Here is a 16,678-nt window from a genome sequence, read left to right on the forward strand (position 1 = left end):
GTGGGGAGCGGGGCGGCGCGCATGGTCATGGGATCAGTAGTCGACGGTGAGGCGGCCGGCCAGGCGGCGTCCGTCCTGGATCACCGTGTCCATCGCCAGTGTATCGGCGACCGGATCGGCGTAGCGCCGGTCGCCCAGGTTGTGGACGCTGAGGGCCAGGTCCGCGTGACGCGTCAGGCGCACGCTGAACAGGTTCAGGTTGGCCAGCAGGAAGCCGCCCGCATGGTTGCCGCGCACGGCGTCGCGCGGACCGACGTACTGCGCTTCCAGGCCGGCGCGCCAGGGGCCGCGCAAGGGCAGCGTGAGATTCAGCTTGGCCAGGTGGGCCGGTGAATTGACGGTGTCCGTGCCGTCCTGATGGACCCGTTGCCAGCTGTAGCTGGCGCGCAGCCGCGCGTCCGGACTCCAGCTGTGTTCGTATTCCGCCTCCAGCCCGCGGGCCGACGGCGAGCCGGTGTTGAGGAAGATGGGCAGGCCGCTGGCGCCGTCCGTCACCTGCGAGATCAGGCCCGACACGTCGTTGTGGAACAGGCTGACGGTCAGGCGGCGGTTGTCCTGCCACTGGTGGGCCAGCACCAGTTCCGTGCTGCGGATGCGTTCCCGTTGCAGGGCCGGATTGGCCAGCTGGCCGCCGTCGCCGATGAAGGCGTAATAGCGTTCGTAGATGTTGGGCGTGCGGTAGGCGCTGCCGTAGATAGCCTTGAGCGTGGTGTCCGCCGTGAGCTGGCCGATCAGGGCCACGCGCGGGTTGAACACGCCGCCCGTGCTGGTATGGTGGTCGTAGCGCAGGCCGGCGTTGAGCAGCAGCGGCGCGGCCAGGCGCAACTCGTCGGCCAGGAACAGGCCATAGCGCTGGCCGGCGTGGTTTTCATCCAGGTACAGCTGGTAGGGCGCCAGGTCGTAGTTGAGCAGGCGCAGGCGGTAGTCGTGCTGGTATTCGGCCCCCATCATCAGCTTGTGGCCGGCCAGGGCGGTCGACAGCAGGCGCGCCTCGCCGCCCCACCAGCGGCCGTTGCTCAGGTCGCGGTTGAGGGTGTGGGCGGCGTTGTCGGTGGCGTAGTCGCCCAGCGAATCGTAACTGCCCCAGTACAGCCGCGCGCTCAGTTCCGTGGCCGGCGTCAGCGGCGCACGGTAATCGAGGCTGGCGTAGTTCTGGGTGTCGATGGTGCGCGATTGCGGATCGTTGAACGACTGGCTGAACGAGGCCGTGGGCACGCCCTTGGGCCGGTCGCCGTGCAGCAGCGACAGCGTGAACGGGCCGCTGATGGCCTTGGCGTACAGGCGCTGCGAGGTTTCGTAATCGAGGCCGTGGGCCACGCCGTTGTTCTGTTGCGGGGTGTCGTAGACGGCGTAGTACTGGTCGCGGCCGTCGCTCTTGTAGCGGCTGGCCGCCAGCAGCAGTTCGTTGCCGTGGCCGTCGCGCCAGGCGTAGCTGGCGCCGCCGCGCCGGGTGCCTGCCTGGCCCCCGTCCAGCGCTCCCCGCACGCCTTCGAGCTCCTGGGGGCGGCGCGTGATGACGTTGATCACGCCGAAGAAGGCGTTGGCGCCGTACACGGAGGAGCCGGGGCCGGACGCGTATTCGATGCGTTCCACCAGGTCCAGGTCGAGCGGGAATTCCTCGCCCAGCGGGGCCTGGTCGTAGACGGCATCGTTGATGCGGTTGCCGTCGATCTGGAGCAGGAAGCGGCTGTTGTAGTCGCCCGGGCGCAGGAAGCCGCGCGCGCCCAGGTAGCTGTAGTTGCGGTCGTAGCTCACGTACAGGCCGCGCAGGCTGCGCAGCACGTCGGCCAGGGTACGCCAGCCGTAGGCGCGGATGTCGCCGGCGCTGATGACGGTCACGTTGGCCGGCGCTTCGCTGGTCTGCTGGCTGTAGCGCGAGGCGCTGTAGACGTCCATCGCCAGCAATTGCTCGAGCGGCAGCGTGGTCAGGTCCTGGCCGCCACCGGACGTGATGGCGCCGGCGGCCGGCACGCGCGCGCCCAGCAGCAGGAGCAGGGCGGCCGTCTGGCCGGCCCGGATCGAGGCGGCCCGTGCGGGCCGGATTGCTTTAGTCATGCAATGGTTCCAGGGAAGGAAACAGGCGAGCCGGAACCTTCAATGTGATGCGACTGATGGTTATGTTACTTTTCTCCAATATGGTGACAGTTCCCGGAGAGAAAGTACAGCCTGGCTTAGGAAGCAGCGCAACATAACGATTGCTCTTACAACGCTGGCGTGCGCGCCGTGCGCATGCCGGACCGCGCTATGGCGGCGGCGCCACGCCGGCCAGCACGGCGTCCGCCACGCTGCCCACCCAGCACAGGGTGCACACCAGCAGGGCCGCGCTGGCGCCGGGCCCGGCCAGGCCCGCCTCGGCCACGCGCTGGGCGATCAGTTCGGGATCGGGCGCCAGCGCGCCGTTGGCCAGCTGTTCGCTCAGGGTGTTCACCAGCGGCAACAGCTTGCCCAGCAGGTAGGCCAGGGCCAGGGCGGCCGGCACCAGGAAGGCGCAGCCGCGCAGCGGACGGCGCAGCACCAACAGGTGGCCCAGGCCGGGAAACACGAGCGCCGACCACAGCGCCGCTTTAATCGATGGTTTCATATAGCCTATTTAGCGCTGCGCGCGGCAGCGGACAGATTGAGCCAGCGCAAGATTGCGGCAGGCAGTACGGCGTAGATTACGACATGCGCCCAGGCAAGTACGCGCCCGGGCCTGTCGTGGCGGCGCCATGCCGCCTATCATACCTGCCCGGAGCCGCGGCGGCGACCCGGGCCATCCACATGCAAGGGGAGTGATCATGAAGAAGCTGCTGTGCGTGGCATCGCTGTTGTGCTGTCAGCTGGCGCTGGCGGCGCCGGGCGAGAAGGATGCGATGGCGCTGGCCGAGAAGGGCGCGCAGTTCGTCAAGCAGCACGGCAAGGCCGAGATGATCGCCAGGATCAACAACAAGGACCCGGAATTCAACCAGGGCGCGCTGTACCTGGCCATGCGCGACCTGGACGGCATCACCGTCGCCCATCCCACCAAGGCGCTGATCGGCAAGAACCTGCTCGACGTGCCCGACGCCGACGGCAAGCCGTTCCGCCAGGAGCTGCTGGCGCTGGCCAAGGGCAAGGGCCACGGCTGGGTCGACTACAAGTTCCGCAATCCGGAGACGGGCAAGGTGGAGGCCAAGTCCACCTACGTGCTGCGGGTGGGCGACGTGGCGCTGGAGGCGGGCATCTACAAGCATTGAGGTGGCGCGGGTACGGCGCTGATACAGCACGGACACGGGCGCCGACGGCCAGCGGCAGCGGGCGCCCCTGATCGCGGCTTCACGCCGCTTTTTCGGGTCGGGAACGATATGCTGAGCAAATTACGGATAGGTCCCAAACTGCTGCTGGCGCCGGCCGTGGTGCTGTTGCTGCTGGTGGTGCTGTCGGCCGGCGCCTATTATGGCCTGGTGCGCCAGAACGGCCTGCTGGAAAACCTGGTGCAGCAGCGGGCCGCGCGCACCAAGGCGGCGGCCGACCTGGTGGCGGGCGCCAACCGGGCCCACACGGAAGCTTACCAGCTGCTGACGTGGATTAACGCCAGCTTTTCCGCCCCCCGCGTGGACGCGCTGGTGCAGGACATCCGCAGCCGCCACGGGGCGCTCGAGCGCCAGTACGCGCAGCTGGAACTGGCCACCGGCGCCAGCGCCGACGCCGACGAGCATGCGCTGGTGGCCCAGTCGCACGCGGCGCACGCACTGTATGTGAAGGCCGTCAACGACGTGGTGGAAATGAGCATGGCCGATCCGTCCATGGCCACCAACGCCATGTCCAAGGCCGAACGGGCATTCGACGCGCTGGCCCAGCGCCTGCAGCAGCTGTCGGCGCTCGAGCAGACCCTGGGCGAGCGGGCCTACCAGGCGGCCGAGGCCGAGTTCCATACCCTGTCGACCCTGCTGCCGGTGGTGGTGGCGCTGTCGATCGCGCTGTCGCTGCTGGTGACCATGGCCGTGCGCAACGCGCTGCTGAAGGAAGTGCGCGAGATCGGGGCGGCGGCCATCGACCTGGCCGAGGGCAACCTGACCGTCAAGCACCGCATCTACGGCAAGGATGAAATCGCGGAAACGTCGCGCGCGCTCGACACCAGCATCCGCAATTTGAACGGCACACTGAAGACCATCCTGGCCTCGGCCCAGTCGATCGACAGCGCCTCGCGCGAGATCGCGGCCGGCAACGCCGACCTGTCGGTGCGCACGGAAGCCCAGGCCAGCTCGCTGGAGGAGACGGCCAGTTCGATGCAGGAACTGACGGCCACCGTCAGCGAGACGGCCAACAACGCCCAGCTGGCCAACCAGCTGGCCCGCAGCGCCACCGGCTTTGCCGTGCGCGGCGGCAGCGTGGTGCAGCGGCTGGAAGTGACGATGGCGTCGATCCGGGGCAGCTCGCGCAAGGTGGTGGAAATTGTCAGCGTGATCGACGGCATCGCGTTCCAGACCAACCTGCTGGCGCTGAACGCGGCCGTGGAGGCGGCCCGCGCCGGCGAACATGGCCGCGGTTTCGCCGTGGTGGCGAGCGAGGTGCGCACGCTGGCCCAGCGCTCGGCCACGGCCGCGCGCGAGATCAAGACGCTGATCGCGGCATCGGTGGCCGAGATCGAGGGCGGCAGCCGTTCGGTGGAGGAGGCCGGCACCAGCATGGCCGACATCGTCACCTCGGTGCAGCAGGTGGGTGACATCATCAGCCAGATCAGCCAGGCCAGCGCGGAACAGGCGGCCGGGCTGCAGGACGTCAACCATGCCATCGTCCAGATGGACCAGGTCACGCAGCAGAACCTGGCGCTGGTGGAGCAGGCGGCGGCCGCCGCCAGCAGCCTGCAGGAGCAGGCCCTGAGCCTGTCGCAGGCCGTCACCCTGTTCAAGCTGGACGACGTGGCCGCCCGGCCCGAGCTGGCGCTGGCGGCGGGGGCGAAAAAAAACGCAGGACCAGGCCGCGAAGCCCGCCTGCGTCTGGCGTCAAACCGGTGCTGACTTCGCACCGCTGACGCCGGTCCTCATGCAACGTCGTGCTTACTCGTAGTCGCTCATCGGCGCGCAGCCGCAGAACAGGTTACGGTCGCCGTACACGTTGTCGGCACGGCCCACCGGTGGCCAGTACTTCTGCTGGCGCAGCGACGGCACCGGATAGGCCGCCACTTCGCGGCTGTACTTGTGCTCCCAGCTGTCGGCCGTCAGCATTTCGGCCGTGTGCGGCGCGCCCTTGAGCGGGTTGTCGTTGCGGTCGAAGTCGCCCGACTCCACTTTCGCGATCTCCATGCGGATGGCGATCATGGCGTCGATGAAGCGGTCCATCTCGGCCTTCGATTCGCTTTCGGTGGGCTCGATCATCAGCGTGCCCGGCACCGGGAAGCTCATGGTCGGAGCGTGGAAGCCGAAGTCCATCAGGCGCTTGGCCACGTCTTCGTTGCTGATGCCGGTGGCGTCCGTCAGCGGACGCAGGTCCAGGATGCACTCGTGCGCCACCAGGCCGTCGTGGCCCGAGTACAGCACCGGGTAGTGCGGCGCCAGGCGGCGCGCGATGTAGTTGGCGGCCAGGATGGCCGTCTCGGTGGCGGCGGTCAGGCCTTCGGCGCCCATCATGGCGATGTACATCCACGAGATCGGCAGGATGCTGGCCGAGCCGAACGGCGCGGCGCTGACGGCGCCGATGCCGGCCGCGTCGCGCTGGTAGCCGGACGAACGCTGGTTAGGCAGGAACTTGGCCAGGTGCGCGCCCACGCCGATCGGGCCCACGCCGGGGCCGCCGCCGCCGTGCGGGATGCAGAAGGTCTTGTGCAGGTTCAGGTGCGACACGTCGCCGCCGAAGCTGCCCGGCGCGGCCACGCCCACCAGCGCGTTCATGTTGGCGCCGTCGATGTAGACCTGGCCGCCGTGGCTGTGGATGATCTGGCACAGTTCCTGGATGCCTTCCTCGAACACGCCGTGGGTGGACGGGTAGGTCACCATCACGCAGGCCAGGTTCCTGGAATGCAGTTCGGCCTTGGCCTTGAGGTCGGCCAGGTCGACGTTGCCGCTGGCGTCGCAGGCCGTCACCACCACCTGCATGCCGACCATGTTGGCCGATGCCGGGTTGGTGCCGTGCGCCGAGGACGGGATCAGGCAAATGTTGCGGTGGCCTTCGCCGCGCGACTCGTGGTAGGCCTTGATCACCAGCAGGCCGGCGTATTCGCCCTGCGAGCCGGCGTTGGGCTGCAGCGACACGGCGGCGTAGCCGGTCAGCGCGCACAGCATCTCTTCCAGCTGGGCGATCATTTCGCGGTAGCCCACGGTCTGCGCGTCGGGCGCGAACGGGTGGATGTTGGAGAACTCGGGCCAGGTCACGGGCACCATCTCGCTGGTGGCGTTGAGCTTCATGGTGCACGAGCCCAGCGGGATCATGGTGCGGTCCAGCGCCAGGTCCTTGTCGGCCAGCGAACGCAGGTAGCGCAGCATCTCGTGCTCGGAGTGGTAGCGGTTGAACACCGGGTGCGCCAGGTAGGCACTGGTGCGGCCCAGGGCGGCCGGGAAGGCGTCCTGCACCGCCGCTTCGATGGCGTCGAACGAGGGTTTGCCGCCGGTGGCGCCGTCGGCGAAGATGGTCCACAGCAGTTCGATGTCTTCGCGCGTGGTGGTCTCGTCCAGCGACAGGCCGACGTGGCTGGCGTCGACCTTGCGCAGGTTGACGCCGTTGGCCACGGCTACCGCGTGCAGCTGTTCGGCGCGCGCCGTCTGCACGGTCAGCGTGTCGAAGAAGGTGTCGTTGGCCAGGCTGTAGCCCTGTGCCTTCAGGCCGGCGGCCAGCACGCCGGTGTAGCGGTGCACGCGCTGGGCGATCTGGCGCAGGCCGGCGGGGCCGTGGTAGACGGCGTACATGGAGGCGATCACGGCCAGCAGCACCTGCGCGGTGCAGATGTTGGAGGTGGCTTTTTCGCGGCGGATGTGCTGTTCGCGCGTCTGCAGCGCCAGGCGGTAGGCCTTGTTGCCCTGCGAGTCGATGGTCACGCCCACCAGGCGGCCCGACATGCTGCGCTTGAATTCGTCGCGGGTCGACAGGTAGCCGGCGTGCGGGCCGCCGAAACCGAGCGGCACGCCAAAGCGCTGGCTGTTACCGACGACGACGTCGGCGCCCCATTCGCCCGGCGGGGTCAGCATGGTCAGGGCCAGCAGGTCGGCCGCCACCACTACCATCGCGCCGCGGGCCTTGACGTCGGCCACGGCTTGCTTGTAGTCGCGCACCACGCCGTTTACGCCAGGGTACTGCAGCAGCACGCCGAAGCAGTCCGGCAGGCCGGCCAGTTCGGCCGGCGCGAAGCTGCGCACTTCGATGCCCAGCGGCTGGGCGCGCGTTTCCACCACTTCGCGCGTTTGCGGCAGCACGTCGTCGGCCACGTAGAACACTTGCGACTTCGATTTGCCCACGCGCTGGATCAGCGTCATGGCTTCGGCGGCGGCCGTGCCTTCGTCAAGCATGGAGGCGTTGGCGATGCCCATGCCGGTCAGGTCGGTGATGACCTGCTGGAAGTTCAGGATCGCTTCCAGGCGGCCCTGCGAGATCTCGGGCTGGTACGGCGTGTAGGCCGTGTACCAGGCCGGGTTTTCGAAGATGTTGCGCAGGATGACGCCTGGCGTGTGGGTGTTGTAGTAGCCCTGGCCGATCAGCGACTTGAGCACCTGGTTCTTGGCCGCGATGGCCTTGAGCTTGCCCAGCGCTTCCTGCTCGGGCATGGGAGCGCTGTACTGGCCCAGCGGCAGCGCGCCCTGGTTGCGGATGTTGGCAGGGACGAGGGCGTCGATCAGGGCGGCGCGCGAGGCGTAGCCGAGCACGGACAGCATGGCTTGCTGTTCGGCGGCGTCGGGGCCGATGTGGCGGGCCAGGAAGGCGTCGCGGGCTTCAAGTTGGGTCAGGCTGGTGCGGGTCATGATGTGTCAGGGCCAAAAAAGAGAGGATATGCGGTGCCGGGGGAGGGCGGCCGGGAAGGAAAAAGGCCAGCGCGAAGGCTGGCCCGGTTCCGTTCTTAGGCGGTGGTCTTGCCGTAGGCGGCTGCGTCGAGCAGGCCGTTGATGGCGTTGGCGTCGGCCGGCTTGATCTTGAACATCCAGGCAGCGTAGGCGTCGGCGTTGATCGACTCGGGCGCGTTGACCACGTCTTCGTTGATGGCCACCACTTCGCCCGCGACCGGCGCGTAGATGTCGCTGGCGGCCTTGACCGATTCCACCACGGCCGCGTCGTCGCCGGCGCCGTAGGTGGCGCCTACTTTCGGCAGTTCGACGAAGACGATGTCGCCCAGCGCGTCCTGCGCGTACTCGGTGATGCCGACGGTGACGGTGCCGTCAGCTTCCAGGCGTACCCACTCGTGGGACTCGGTGTACTTCAGGTCTGCAGGGATGTTCATGTGTGGCTCCAGAGGTAAATGTTCAAAAATTATTTGTATCGGTTTGGTCAGGCAACGAGAATTTTACCGTTGCGCACGAACGGCAGCTTGACGACCGAGGCGGCCAGCTTCTTGTCGCGGATTTCCACCTGCACGGTATCGCCCACGGCCACGCCCATCGGCACGCGCGCCAGCGCGATGGCCTGCTGCATGGTGGGGCTGAAGGTGCCGCTGGTGATCTCGCCGGTGGCGTCGCTGCCGGCCACGATGACTTTCTGGTGGGCGCGCAGCACGCCGCCTTTTTCGCGCAGCACCAGGCCCACGAACTGGGCGTTCTGGCCCATCTTCTCCAGGGCGGCCTTACCGATGAAGTCGCGCGGCGACACCAGGTCGATGGTCCAGGCCAGGCCGGCGTCGAGCGGGTTGACGGTTTCGTCCATGTCCTGGCCGTACAGGTTCATGCCCGCTTCCAGGCGCAGCGTGTCGCGCGCACCGAGGCCGGCCGGCTTGACGCCGGCGGCGGCCAGCGCGTTCCACAGGGCCACGGCCTGGTCGGCGGCGACGCCAATCTCGAAGCCGTCTTCGCCCGTGTAGCCGGTGCGGGCCACCATCGCTTCGCCGAACACGGCGCTCTGGGCGAAGGCCACGTTGAACGGTTTCATCTCGGCCGTGGCGGCCTGCGCTTCAGGGATCACCTGCCACACCTTGGCGCGGGCGTTGGGGCCCTGCACGGCGATCAGGGCCATGGCGTTGGCGCCGTCGCGGCGCTGGGTGATGGTCAGGCCGCTGTTGGTGGCCGCGTTCTGGGCCTGCATCCAGGCCACGTCCTTCTCGGCCGTGCCGGCGTTGACCACCAGGCGGAACCAGCTCTCGTTGATGAAGTAGACGATCAGGTCGTCGATCACGAAGCCTTGCGGATTGAGCATGCACGAGTACAGGGCCTTGCCCGATACCTGCAGCTTGTCGACGTTGTTGGCCAGCAGGCCGCGCAGGAAGGCGCGCACATTGTCGCCCTTGATGTCGACCACGCACATGTGGGCCACGTCGAACATGCCGACGTCGGTGCGCACGGCGTGGTGCTCTTCGATCTGGGAACCGTAGTTGACCGGCATGTCCCAGCCGCCGAAATCGACCATGCGGGCGCCCGCGTCGCGGTGGGCTTGATTGAGCGGGGTGGCTTTGAGCGTCATGAATTCCTCGGTCCAAATGTAAAAGGGGTTAACGGAACATACAAGGATGAGCTAAAGCAGCCTCTCCACGTTTGATCGCAGACCCCTCTGTCCTTGGTACCTGAGAGATTACGGGAATGATCCCGTGCGCCCCTTCGGTGGGCCGCCGGCATGTGCCGCGGCCGCTCTCCAGAGTTGAGCCGGGCGCTTGCGCGCGCCGGTCCCTTGATCGGTCCTTTTGCCTGAGAGTTTTTGGGTAGTGCCCCTTCGGCGGCTGCGCAGGTCAGCCCTCTCCCGATCAAGACTGGGGAATATATGCCAGAAGGGCGTTGCTGTCAATAAAACCAGCTGCGGGCCGCTCTTGCCGGGCGCGCACGAATGGGGACGCCGGCGGGCCGGTTGGCCGCCATTTTGCTAGAATTGCCCAAACAACCTGCGGGGCGGCCATGAACGAACAGAGCGACCAATTTGAAGGACATGCCTGGTTCACCTTGTCCGGCGACGTCAACAGCGACATGGTGCGGCGCGTGTTCGACGCCGTGGCCGACATGACGGAAGACCGGGTCGGCACGGCCCATATCCTGCTCCAGTCCAACGGCGGCTACGTCAGCGACGGCATCTGCCTGTACAACTACCTGAGCAAGCTGCCGATCCGCTTCGTCACCTACAACGCCGGCGCCGTGGCCTCGATCGCCGTCATCGTGTTCCTGGCCGGGGAGCGGCGCTACGCCAGCGACACGGCACGCTTCATGGTGCATAAGTCGCACGCCAGCGCGCCGCACGGGGCGCGCCCGGATGCGCTGCGCATCATCGTGGAGGGCTTGCAGGCCGACGACGCGCGCACCGAGCAGATCATCCGCGAACACGTGCGGCTGACGGACGAACACTGGCAGATCCATGCCTATTCCGACCTGCACCTGACGGCCAGCGAGGCGCTGTCGGTGGGCCTGATCGACCAGGTGCTCGACTTTGCCCCGCCCAAGGGGCAGCGCGTGACCAATATCTGAGCGGGCGGGGCGGACTCGGGCTCGGGTGGCGCCGCCGCCGCGCCGGCGATGTGGAAGGCGCCCACCACCTCGCCCAGCCGTGCCGTCTCCGCCTTCATGGCCGCCGCCGCGCTGGCCGCCTGCTCGACCAGGGCCGCGTTCTGCTGCGTGGCCTGGTCCATGGCCGAGATGGCGTGGTGCACCTGGCCCAGTCCCGCCGTCTGTTCCGCGCTGGCGTTGGCGATCTCGCCGATGATGTCGTTCACGTGTTTGACGCTGGCCACCACTTGCTCCATGGTGCCGCGCGCCTTGTCGGCCAGCTGGGCGCCCAGGGCCACCTTGTCGACCGAATCGTCGATCAGCAGCTTGATTTCCTTGGCGGCGGCCGCGCTGCGCTGGGCCAGGCTGCGCACCTCGGCGGCGACGACGGCAAAGCCGCGGCCCTGTTCGCCGGCCCGGGCCGCCTCCACGGCCGCGTTCAGGGCCAGGATGTTGGTCTGGAAGGCGATGCCGTCGATCACGCCGATGATTTCCGCGATCTTGCCGGACGACGCGTTGATCGAGGCCATGGTCCCGGCCACCTGCTGCACGTCGGCGCCGCCGCGGCGCGCCACTTCCGAGGCCGAGACGGCCAGCCGGTTGGCCTGCACGGCGTGCTCGGCGTTCTGGCGCACGGTGGCCGTCAGCTGTTCCATCGACGAGGCGGTCTGTTCCAGGGCGGCCGCCTGCTGCTCGGTGCGGGCCGACAGGTCCTGGTTGCCGGCCGCGATGTCGGCGGCCGCGCCGTCGATGGCGTCGGCGCCGTCCTGCACCTGGACGATGATGGTCTGCAGGCTGTCGTTCATGTCCTGCATGGCTTGCAGCAGGCGGCCCGTGTCGTTGCGCGCGCCCGTTTCGATCGGGTGGCCCAGGGCGCCGTCGGCGATGCGGCGGGCCGCCTCGGTGGCGTGCCGCAGGGGGCGCGAGATGGCGCGCGACAGCCACAGGGCCAGCAGCACGCCGGCGGCCACGGCGCCGGCCAGCACGGCCAGGGTCAGCTGGCGGGCCGACCGGTAGGCGGCGTCGGCGTTGCGGGCCGCCTGCTGGCTGCCATCGATGTGCTGGGCCACCAACTTGTCGAGCTCGCCGTTGATGGCCTTGAATTGTTGCCCGGTGGCCCCGGTCAGCAGGGCGCGCGCGGCGTCGGCCTGGTCGTTGGCGGCCAGTTCGGCCAGCCGGGCCTGGTCCAGGGCGAAATTGCCCGTCAGGCGGCGCAGTTCGGCCGTCTGGGCCTGGGTGCCGTTATCGTCGAGCATGCGGGCCAGCTGATCGACGTTGTCGCGAAAATCGTGCATGGCGACCGTCAACTTTTTGTCGTCCTGGTCGATATCTTTCTTGTCGTCCAGTACTGCGCGTTGTAGTTTGCGTAATTCCTGCAAGTCCGCCTTGAGGGTCAGCATGGCGCTGGTCTGGGGCAGCCAGCGTCCGGACAGGGCGCCCGAGGCCTGGTCCAGCGTGCGCATGTGGGATAGCGAGGCCAGCCCTTGCAGCAGGTTCAGGCACAGCACGAGGGCGAAGGCTGCCAGCAGTTTGCTGGACGTTTCCAGGTTGTGCAGGAAGTTCATGGTCATCCTTGATGAGTGGAATGATTTCCGCGGGGTTACCGTGCTATGGTAGGGACTGCCGCTGGCCGACGTTTGACGGGTGTCAAGCGCCGGGTCCGTGGCGGGCCGTGGCCGGTTTGATACGATTGAGAAATAATTACGGCCGGTTGGGGCCGGGGTGGGCAGCAGGCATGAAAATGTGGGAAATATCTCCGATTATTTCAATTTGGCCATTGCCATGTGGCAATACTGTGCAAGAATATGGTAATGCGGCAAAATGTTCAGCCCGGCTGATGTCGCCGCACCAGTCAACCCGTCAGCAGGCGAGCAAATGATGGCTACTTCAACAACTTCTGTGGCGCCGAAAAAGACGGTATCGCCGCGGCATGCCTTGTTGGAAGAGTTGATCGGCATCGCCGTCAAGCATGTGGGCGACCAGTTGCCCGATTTCGCCAACCGCCTGGCTGCCGCCCTGATCGACGCCACCCAGGGCGACGCCAGCCAGATGCAGCAGCGCATCAAGGCCGGCAATCTGCTCCATAACGGCAATGCCGCGTTCCAGCACCTGGCCACGGCCACGCTGGAAAAATCGCTGCGCAAGGAAATTGCGCTGCTGTCGCCGGCCGTCAAGCCCAAGGCCCGCAAGGAAACGGAAGCGCTCAGCCTGGTGCCCTACGAGGAAATGGACACCAAGGTGGCGCTGGGCAGCGTCAGCAAGCCGTTCGAAGTGCTGTACGCCGATGCGCTGCAGACGCTCAATGTGCGGCTGGCCTTCCTGCTCGATCGCGACATTTTGCGCGGCAACCAGAATCCGTTCCGGCCCGAAGTGTTCCTGCTGGCCTTGCAGGACGCCTGGCTGGACTTCGACCCCACGCCCGAATCGGCCGGTCTGTTGCAGCCGCTGCTCAAGCCCGGCATGTTCATCGAGCTCGGTCCCATGCTGGAAGCGCTGAGCCTGACCTTGCAGCGCAAGGGTGTGCTGCCCGGCGCCGTGGACGGCTACAAGAGCCGCAAGGCCGACCGCGCCGCGCCGGTGACGCCGCCCCGGGTGCGGGCCAACCAGGCCGTGCTGGCCCAGCAGTTGCGCCAGTTTTTCGGCGCCGTCGATCCGCAGGAAGAAATCGACCTGTCCATCCCCGACCTGCCCAATGTGCCGCTGGCGCCCGACAGCGCCTGGGTGCAGGGTGCGGCCCAGGGTTTTCGCGGCCCCATGCACAATGAAAGCGCCCAGCGCCTGTCGCGGGTGGCGGCCAAGCGGCCATTGCTGAGCTACCTGGCCCAGCTGCAAAAGTCGGTGCCGGCCGGCCTGTCCGGTACGGAGATGGGCGGCATGTTGCACGGTTATGGCGAACCCGGCCCCGGCAATGTGTTCTACCTGCCCGCCATCAAGCAGACGCTGCCGCAGGGCAGCCTGTCGCGCACCGACGAGAGCACGATAGACCTGCTGTCGGCCATCTTCGACACGGTGTTCCGCGACCAGAATATTTCGCAGGAAATCCGCGACCTGATCCGCTTCCTCCAGATTCCCGTGCTGAAGGCGGCGCTGGTGGACAAGAACTTCTTCTTCCAGGAAGCGCACCCGGCGCGGCGCCTGATTGACCTGCTGTCGCGCATGGGCTGGGAACAGCGCAAGGGACCGGACGATCCCCTGTTCCAGGCCATGCAGCGCAGCGTGGACCGGGTCGGGCGCGATTACGACCATGAACTGTCCGTCTTCACGGAAGCGGTCAACGAACTGGAAGCGTCGATCAAGGCCGAGGAGGCCGCCGCCGCCACGGCCATCGCCGAACCGATCGCGGCCGCCCTCAGGCAGGAGCGCATGGCCGAAGCGAGCAAGTCGGCCAAGGACGCGGTGGCGCTGCGCATCGGCACGGGCGAAGTGATCGCCGTGGTGGAAGCGTTCCTGGAAAACAAATGGGTGTCCGTGCTGACCATCGCCTACAGCGTGGAGCAGGACAAGCCCGGTGCGGTGGACAACGCCACCCGCACCATGGACGACCTGATCTGGAGCGTCAAGCCCAAGCTCAACGCGGACGAGCGCAAGCAACTGATCGCCAGGCTGCCGAGCCTGCTGTCGACGTTGAACAAATGGCTCGATGTGATCAAGTGGCAGGATGCGGACCGCTTGCAGTTCTTCGCTGAACTGGCCGAGTGCCACGCCTCCATCGTGCGGGCGCCGCTGGAAATCAGCCCGGAGCGGCAAGTGGAAATCGCCATGGAGGCGGCCCAGCGGGCGGCCGAACGGCGGCTGGCGCTGCAGGCCAAGGCGGCCACCGCCCCGCCGGCGCCGGTGCCGGACGACGACGCCGTGATCGAAGTGGACAGCCTGGCGCGCGGCATGTGGCTGGGCTTCGCGCAGGCGGACGGCAGCCAGCGCAAGGTCAAGCTGGCCTGGATCAGTCCCTTGCGCACGCTGTACATCTTCTCCACGGCGGCGCGCCAGGAAGCGTTTTCCATGTCCGGCGAACAGCTGGCCCAGCATTTCCGCGACCAGACCGTGCAGCTGATCCGGGCCGACGGCGTGGTGTCGGTGGCGCTGTCGCAGGTGCTGGAGCAGGGCGCCGTCAACGACGAGGCGATGGCGGCGCAGGAGACGGCCGTCGCTTGACACCCGGCCGACGCCGATGCGGCCGCAGCATCTTCATTTCCCCGAGTGATCGAGCAAGCGCTGGTGCCAGGATTGCGCCTGGTCCGGCCGTTCCCGCCGCAGCGCATAGTCGCGCAAGGTCTGGCAGCAGGCGGCGGTGGCCTCGGCGTCCAATTCCATGCTGCGTTCCAGCAGCGCACAACCCGCGTCATCGTCGCGCGCCAGCAGGCGCAGCCCTGTGTGGAAGCAGATAACCGCGTTGTCTGGTTCCACTGCCAATAGCCGGCGGAATTGTTCCAGCGAATCGTCAGCATCCTTGCCCACCGATCCGGTCAGACGAGCCCGTTCACAGGCGTCGTCGATGGACAATTCCGTGCCGGCTGCGTGACGTTCGTTGAGCTCGTCCAGGCGCTGGCGCTCCAGCTGCACGGTGCGGTAGCGCTCCTCCCATGAAGGCTGGATGGTTTGCTGCCATTGCTGGTCGAAGGTACGGGCGATGTCGTCAAGGGCGCTGCCCAGCAAGGCGTCGGCCGCGTGGCCCGCCTGTGGTGGGGCAAGATGGGCGGTGGTGCCAAGCGCCCGCAGGCGATCCGCGAGGGCCGGGTGCGTGTCGTCGGAGGTGGTTTGCTCTGCCAGAGCGCGAGTCAGCCAGGCCTGAGATGACGTTTCATCCAGTTCGGTGGCAATGCCATGCGCCATCGTCGTGTAGGGCGTGAAGCCGGGCTGGGGCAAGTCATCGGCCTGGCGGTGAATTTGCGGCCAGTAGCGCTCGTTCAGGTATTGGCTAACGATGCTCACGCTGGTCAGCGCTTCGGCCGCATCGCGCGACGAGGTGAGCCGGGCCGATGTCGCGTCCGCTTCATATTCGTTGGCGCGGGCCAGTGGAAACGAATAGGCGCTGAAGTAGGGCGCATACCATTTGAGAAATGGCTTGAACAGGAAGCTGCCGGTGCTGTTGTTGGCGTCGAGCGCCCGCGCCAGGCGCATCCAGCGCAAGCGCTGGCGGTAGATGCCGTTCGATGCCCGGCCATGTCCCTTGGTCAGATGGCCGAATTCGTGGGCCAGCACGGCCTTGAATTGCGGTACCGTCAGCGCTTTCATCAACGGCAGTCCCAGCAGAAGGTAGTTGCGGTGCCAGCCGAATATGCCCAGACGGGGCACTTGGACCACGCCGGCATTAAATTCGTCAGTCATCAACACGTGGTTGAACGGCGGAGAATCCAGTTCGGTGCACAGTTGGTCGATCATGGCAAAAAGTGCGGGCGATTGTGCCCGGCGCACTTCAATGCCGTCCGGGGCGGCGATCTTGACCCACAGCGCTTTCAGTATCATCCACAGGAAGACGCAGATAGCCAGCGTGAGTTTTACGGCAATCACTTTCAACGTGGTGATCAGGGCGACCGATATGCCCAGCAGCACCAGGATCAGCAACAAGATCGTGGCAAGATAGGTGTTGCCCAACATGGACAGCAGGGTCAGACGCAGCCGGTAGCGGGCGGGCTGATCCCGGGCCTGCGTCTCCAGCTTTAAAACCAGTGCGTCGAATTCGTCGTTCGTCATCATGCCTTCCAGGTCGCACACCTGTTGCGCGCGTAATTGTAAAGCCGGCAATCATAGCGCTTTATTACTGAAGCAATAGTCACATAAAGTCACCACGTTCGCGATCCCCGATTCCAAGCCGCGGGCAAAGGAAACGCTGGAGACGGCTATCGCCAGGCAGTGGATGATGGGAGCGCGGGCTTAGCAGCCGGCTTCTCGTTGGTGGCGAATGGCGAGTATCGTGACAGAGTCACCGGCATAGTGGTAGCAGGCGATGCAGCCGCTGTCGCCAAAGGTTATCGGGAGTTCCCGAAGCGTCGGATCCGAGTCGTCGATGGGTCTTCCGATTTGCGGTTGCGTACCAAGCAACTGGATGGACTTGATGATGGTCGCTCCCGCACGCTTTGCCGCAAGCTGATTTTTCGTCCGCAGGAATTCGCGCAAACATTCCAAGT

General features: G+C 66.7%; 12 protein-coding genes and 2 riboswitches. Of the genes, 4 read left to right on the forward strand and 8 right to left on the reverse strand.

Annotated elements, in window-relative coordinates; all coding sequences use genetic code 11:
- Positions 1-33: 33 nt before the first annotated feature.
- Entirely contained in the window at positions 34-2,055 is a 2,022-nt protein-coding gene (locus tag AC3WOS_RS11245) for a TonB-dependent receptor plug domain-containing protein (RefSeq protein WP_492716028.1), read from the reverse strand.
- 187 nt (positions 2,056-2,242) lie between these two features.
- Complete coding sequence (locus AC3WOS_RS11250; RefSeq protein ID WP_492716029.1) at positions 2,243-2,581, reverse strand: hypothetical protein; 339 nt, start codon at positions 2,579-2,581, stop codon at positions 2,243-2,245.
- Between the two features lie 196 nt (positions 2,582-2,777).
- Here AC3WOS_RS11250 and AC3WOS_RS11255 point away from each other — a divergent pair, with 196 nt between their 5' ends.
- Positions 2,778-3,215, forward strand: coding sequence for a cache domain-containing protein (locus tag AC3WOS_RS11255; RefSeq protein ID WP_492716030.1), 438 nt, complete (start codon positions 2,778-2,780; stop codon positions 3,213-3,215).
- A gap of 108 nt (positions 3,216-3,323) precedes the next feature.
- On the forward strand, positions 3,324-4,979 hold the full coding sequence (locus AC3WOS_RS11260; protein ID WP_492716031.1) for a methyl-accepting chemotaxis protein: 1,656 nt from the start codon (positions 3,324-3,326) through the stop codon (positions 4,977-4,979).
- A gap of 39 nt (positions 4,980-5,018) precedes the next feature.
- Here AC3WOS_RS11260 and gcvP read toward each other — a convergent pair whose 3' ends face one another.
- From gcvP to gcvT, 3 genes are all read right to left on the reverse strand, one after another.
- Positions 5,019-7,907 carry an aminomethyl-transferring glycine dehydrogenase gene (gcvP, locus tag AC3WOS_RS11265; protein ID WP_492716032.1) on the reverse strand — a complete coding sequence of 963 codons (2,889 nt, stop codon included), beginning with the start codon at positions 7,905-7,907 and terminating at the stop codon, positions 5,019-5,021.
- Between the two features lie 95 nt (positions 7,908-8,002).
- The gene (gene gcvH / locus AC3WOS_RS11270; protein ID WP_492716033.1) at positions 8,003-8,380 is read right to left on the reverse strand and encodes a glycine cleavage system protein GcvH; all 378 of its coding nucleotides are present in this window, start codon (positions 8,378-8,380) and stop codon (positions 8,003-8,005) included.
- A 47-nt stretch (positions 8,381-8,427) separates the two neighbouring features.
- Positions 8,428-9,549 carry a glycine cleavage system aminomethyltransferase GcvT gene (gene gcvT / locus AC3WOS_RS11275; RefSeq protein WP_492716034.1) on the reverse strand — a complete coding sequence of 374 codons (1,122 nt, stop codon included), beginning with the start codon at positions 9,547-9,549 and terminating at the stop codon, positions 8,428-8,430.
- 77 nt (positions 9,550-9,626) lie between these two features.
- A riboswitch (glycine riboswitch) is annotated at positions 9,627-9,731 on the reverse strand.
- Between the two features lie 17 nt (positions 9,732-9,748).
- Positions 9,749-9,835, reverse strand: a riboswitch (glycine riboswitch).
- A gap of 139 nt (positions 9,836-9,974) precedes the next feature.
- On the opposite strand from gcvT, the gene AC3WOS_RS11280 reads away from it, so the two are divergent.
- A complete protein-coding gene (locus tag AC3WOS_RS11280; protein WP_492716035.1) occupies positions 9,975-10,535 on the forward strand; it encodes an ATP-dependent Clp protease proteolytic subunit in 561 nt (186 codons plus the stop codon).
- Here AC3WOS_RS11280 and AC3WOS_RS11285 read toward each other — a convergent pair.
- Positions 10,430-12,118, reverse strand: coding sequence for a methyl-accepting chemotaxis protein (locus tag AC3WOS_RS11285; RefSeq protein ID WP_492716036.1), 1,689 nt, complete (start codon positions 12,116-12,118; stop codon positions 10,430-10,432). The genes AC3WOS_RS11280 and AC3WOS_RS11285 overlap by 106 nt on opposite strands.
- Positions 12,119-12,491: 373 nt before the next feature.
- Between AC3WOS_RS11285 and AC3WOS_RS11290 the strand changes: the two genes are divergently transcribed.
- Positions 12,492-14,705, forward strand: coding sequence for a DUF1631 family protein (locus AC3WOS_RS11290; protein ID WP_492716037.1), 2,214 nt, complete (start codon positions 12,492-12,494; stop codon positions 14,703-14,705).
- A 33-nt stretch (positions 14,706-14,738) separates the two neighbouring features.
- Here AC3WOS_RS11290 and AC3WOS_RS11295 read toward each other — a convergent pair whose 3' ends face one another.
- Both AC3WOS_RS11295 and AC3WOS_RS11300 read right to left on the reverse strand, forming a co-directional pair.
- The gene (locus AC3WOS_RS11295; protein WP_492716038.1) at positions 14,739-16,244 is read right to left on the reverse strand and encodes a M48 family metallopeptidase; all 1,506 of its coding nucleotides are present in this window, start codon (positions 16,242-16,244) and stop codon (positions 14,739-14,741) included.
- 180 nt (positions 16,245-16,424) lie between these two features.
- Positions 16,425-16,667, reverse strand: a complete 243-nt coding sequence (locus AC3WOS_RS11300) for a type II toxin-antitoxin system RelE/ParE family toxin (RefSeq protein WP_492716039.1) — start codon at positions 16,665-16,667, stop codon at positions 16,425-16,427.
- Between the last annotated feature and the right edge of the window lie 11 nt (positions 16,668-16,678).

The organism is Rugamonas sp. FW305-51, from assembly GCF_058786935.1.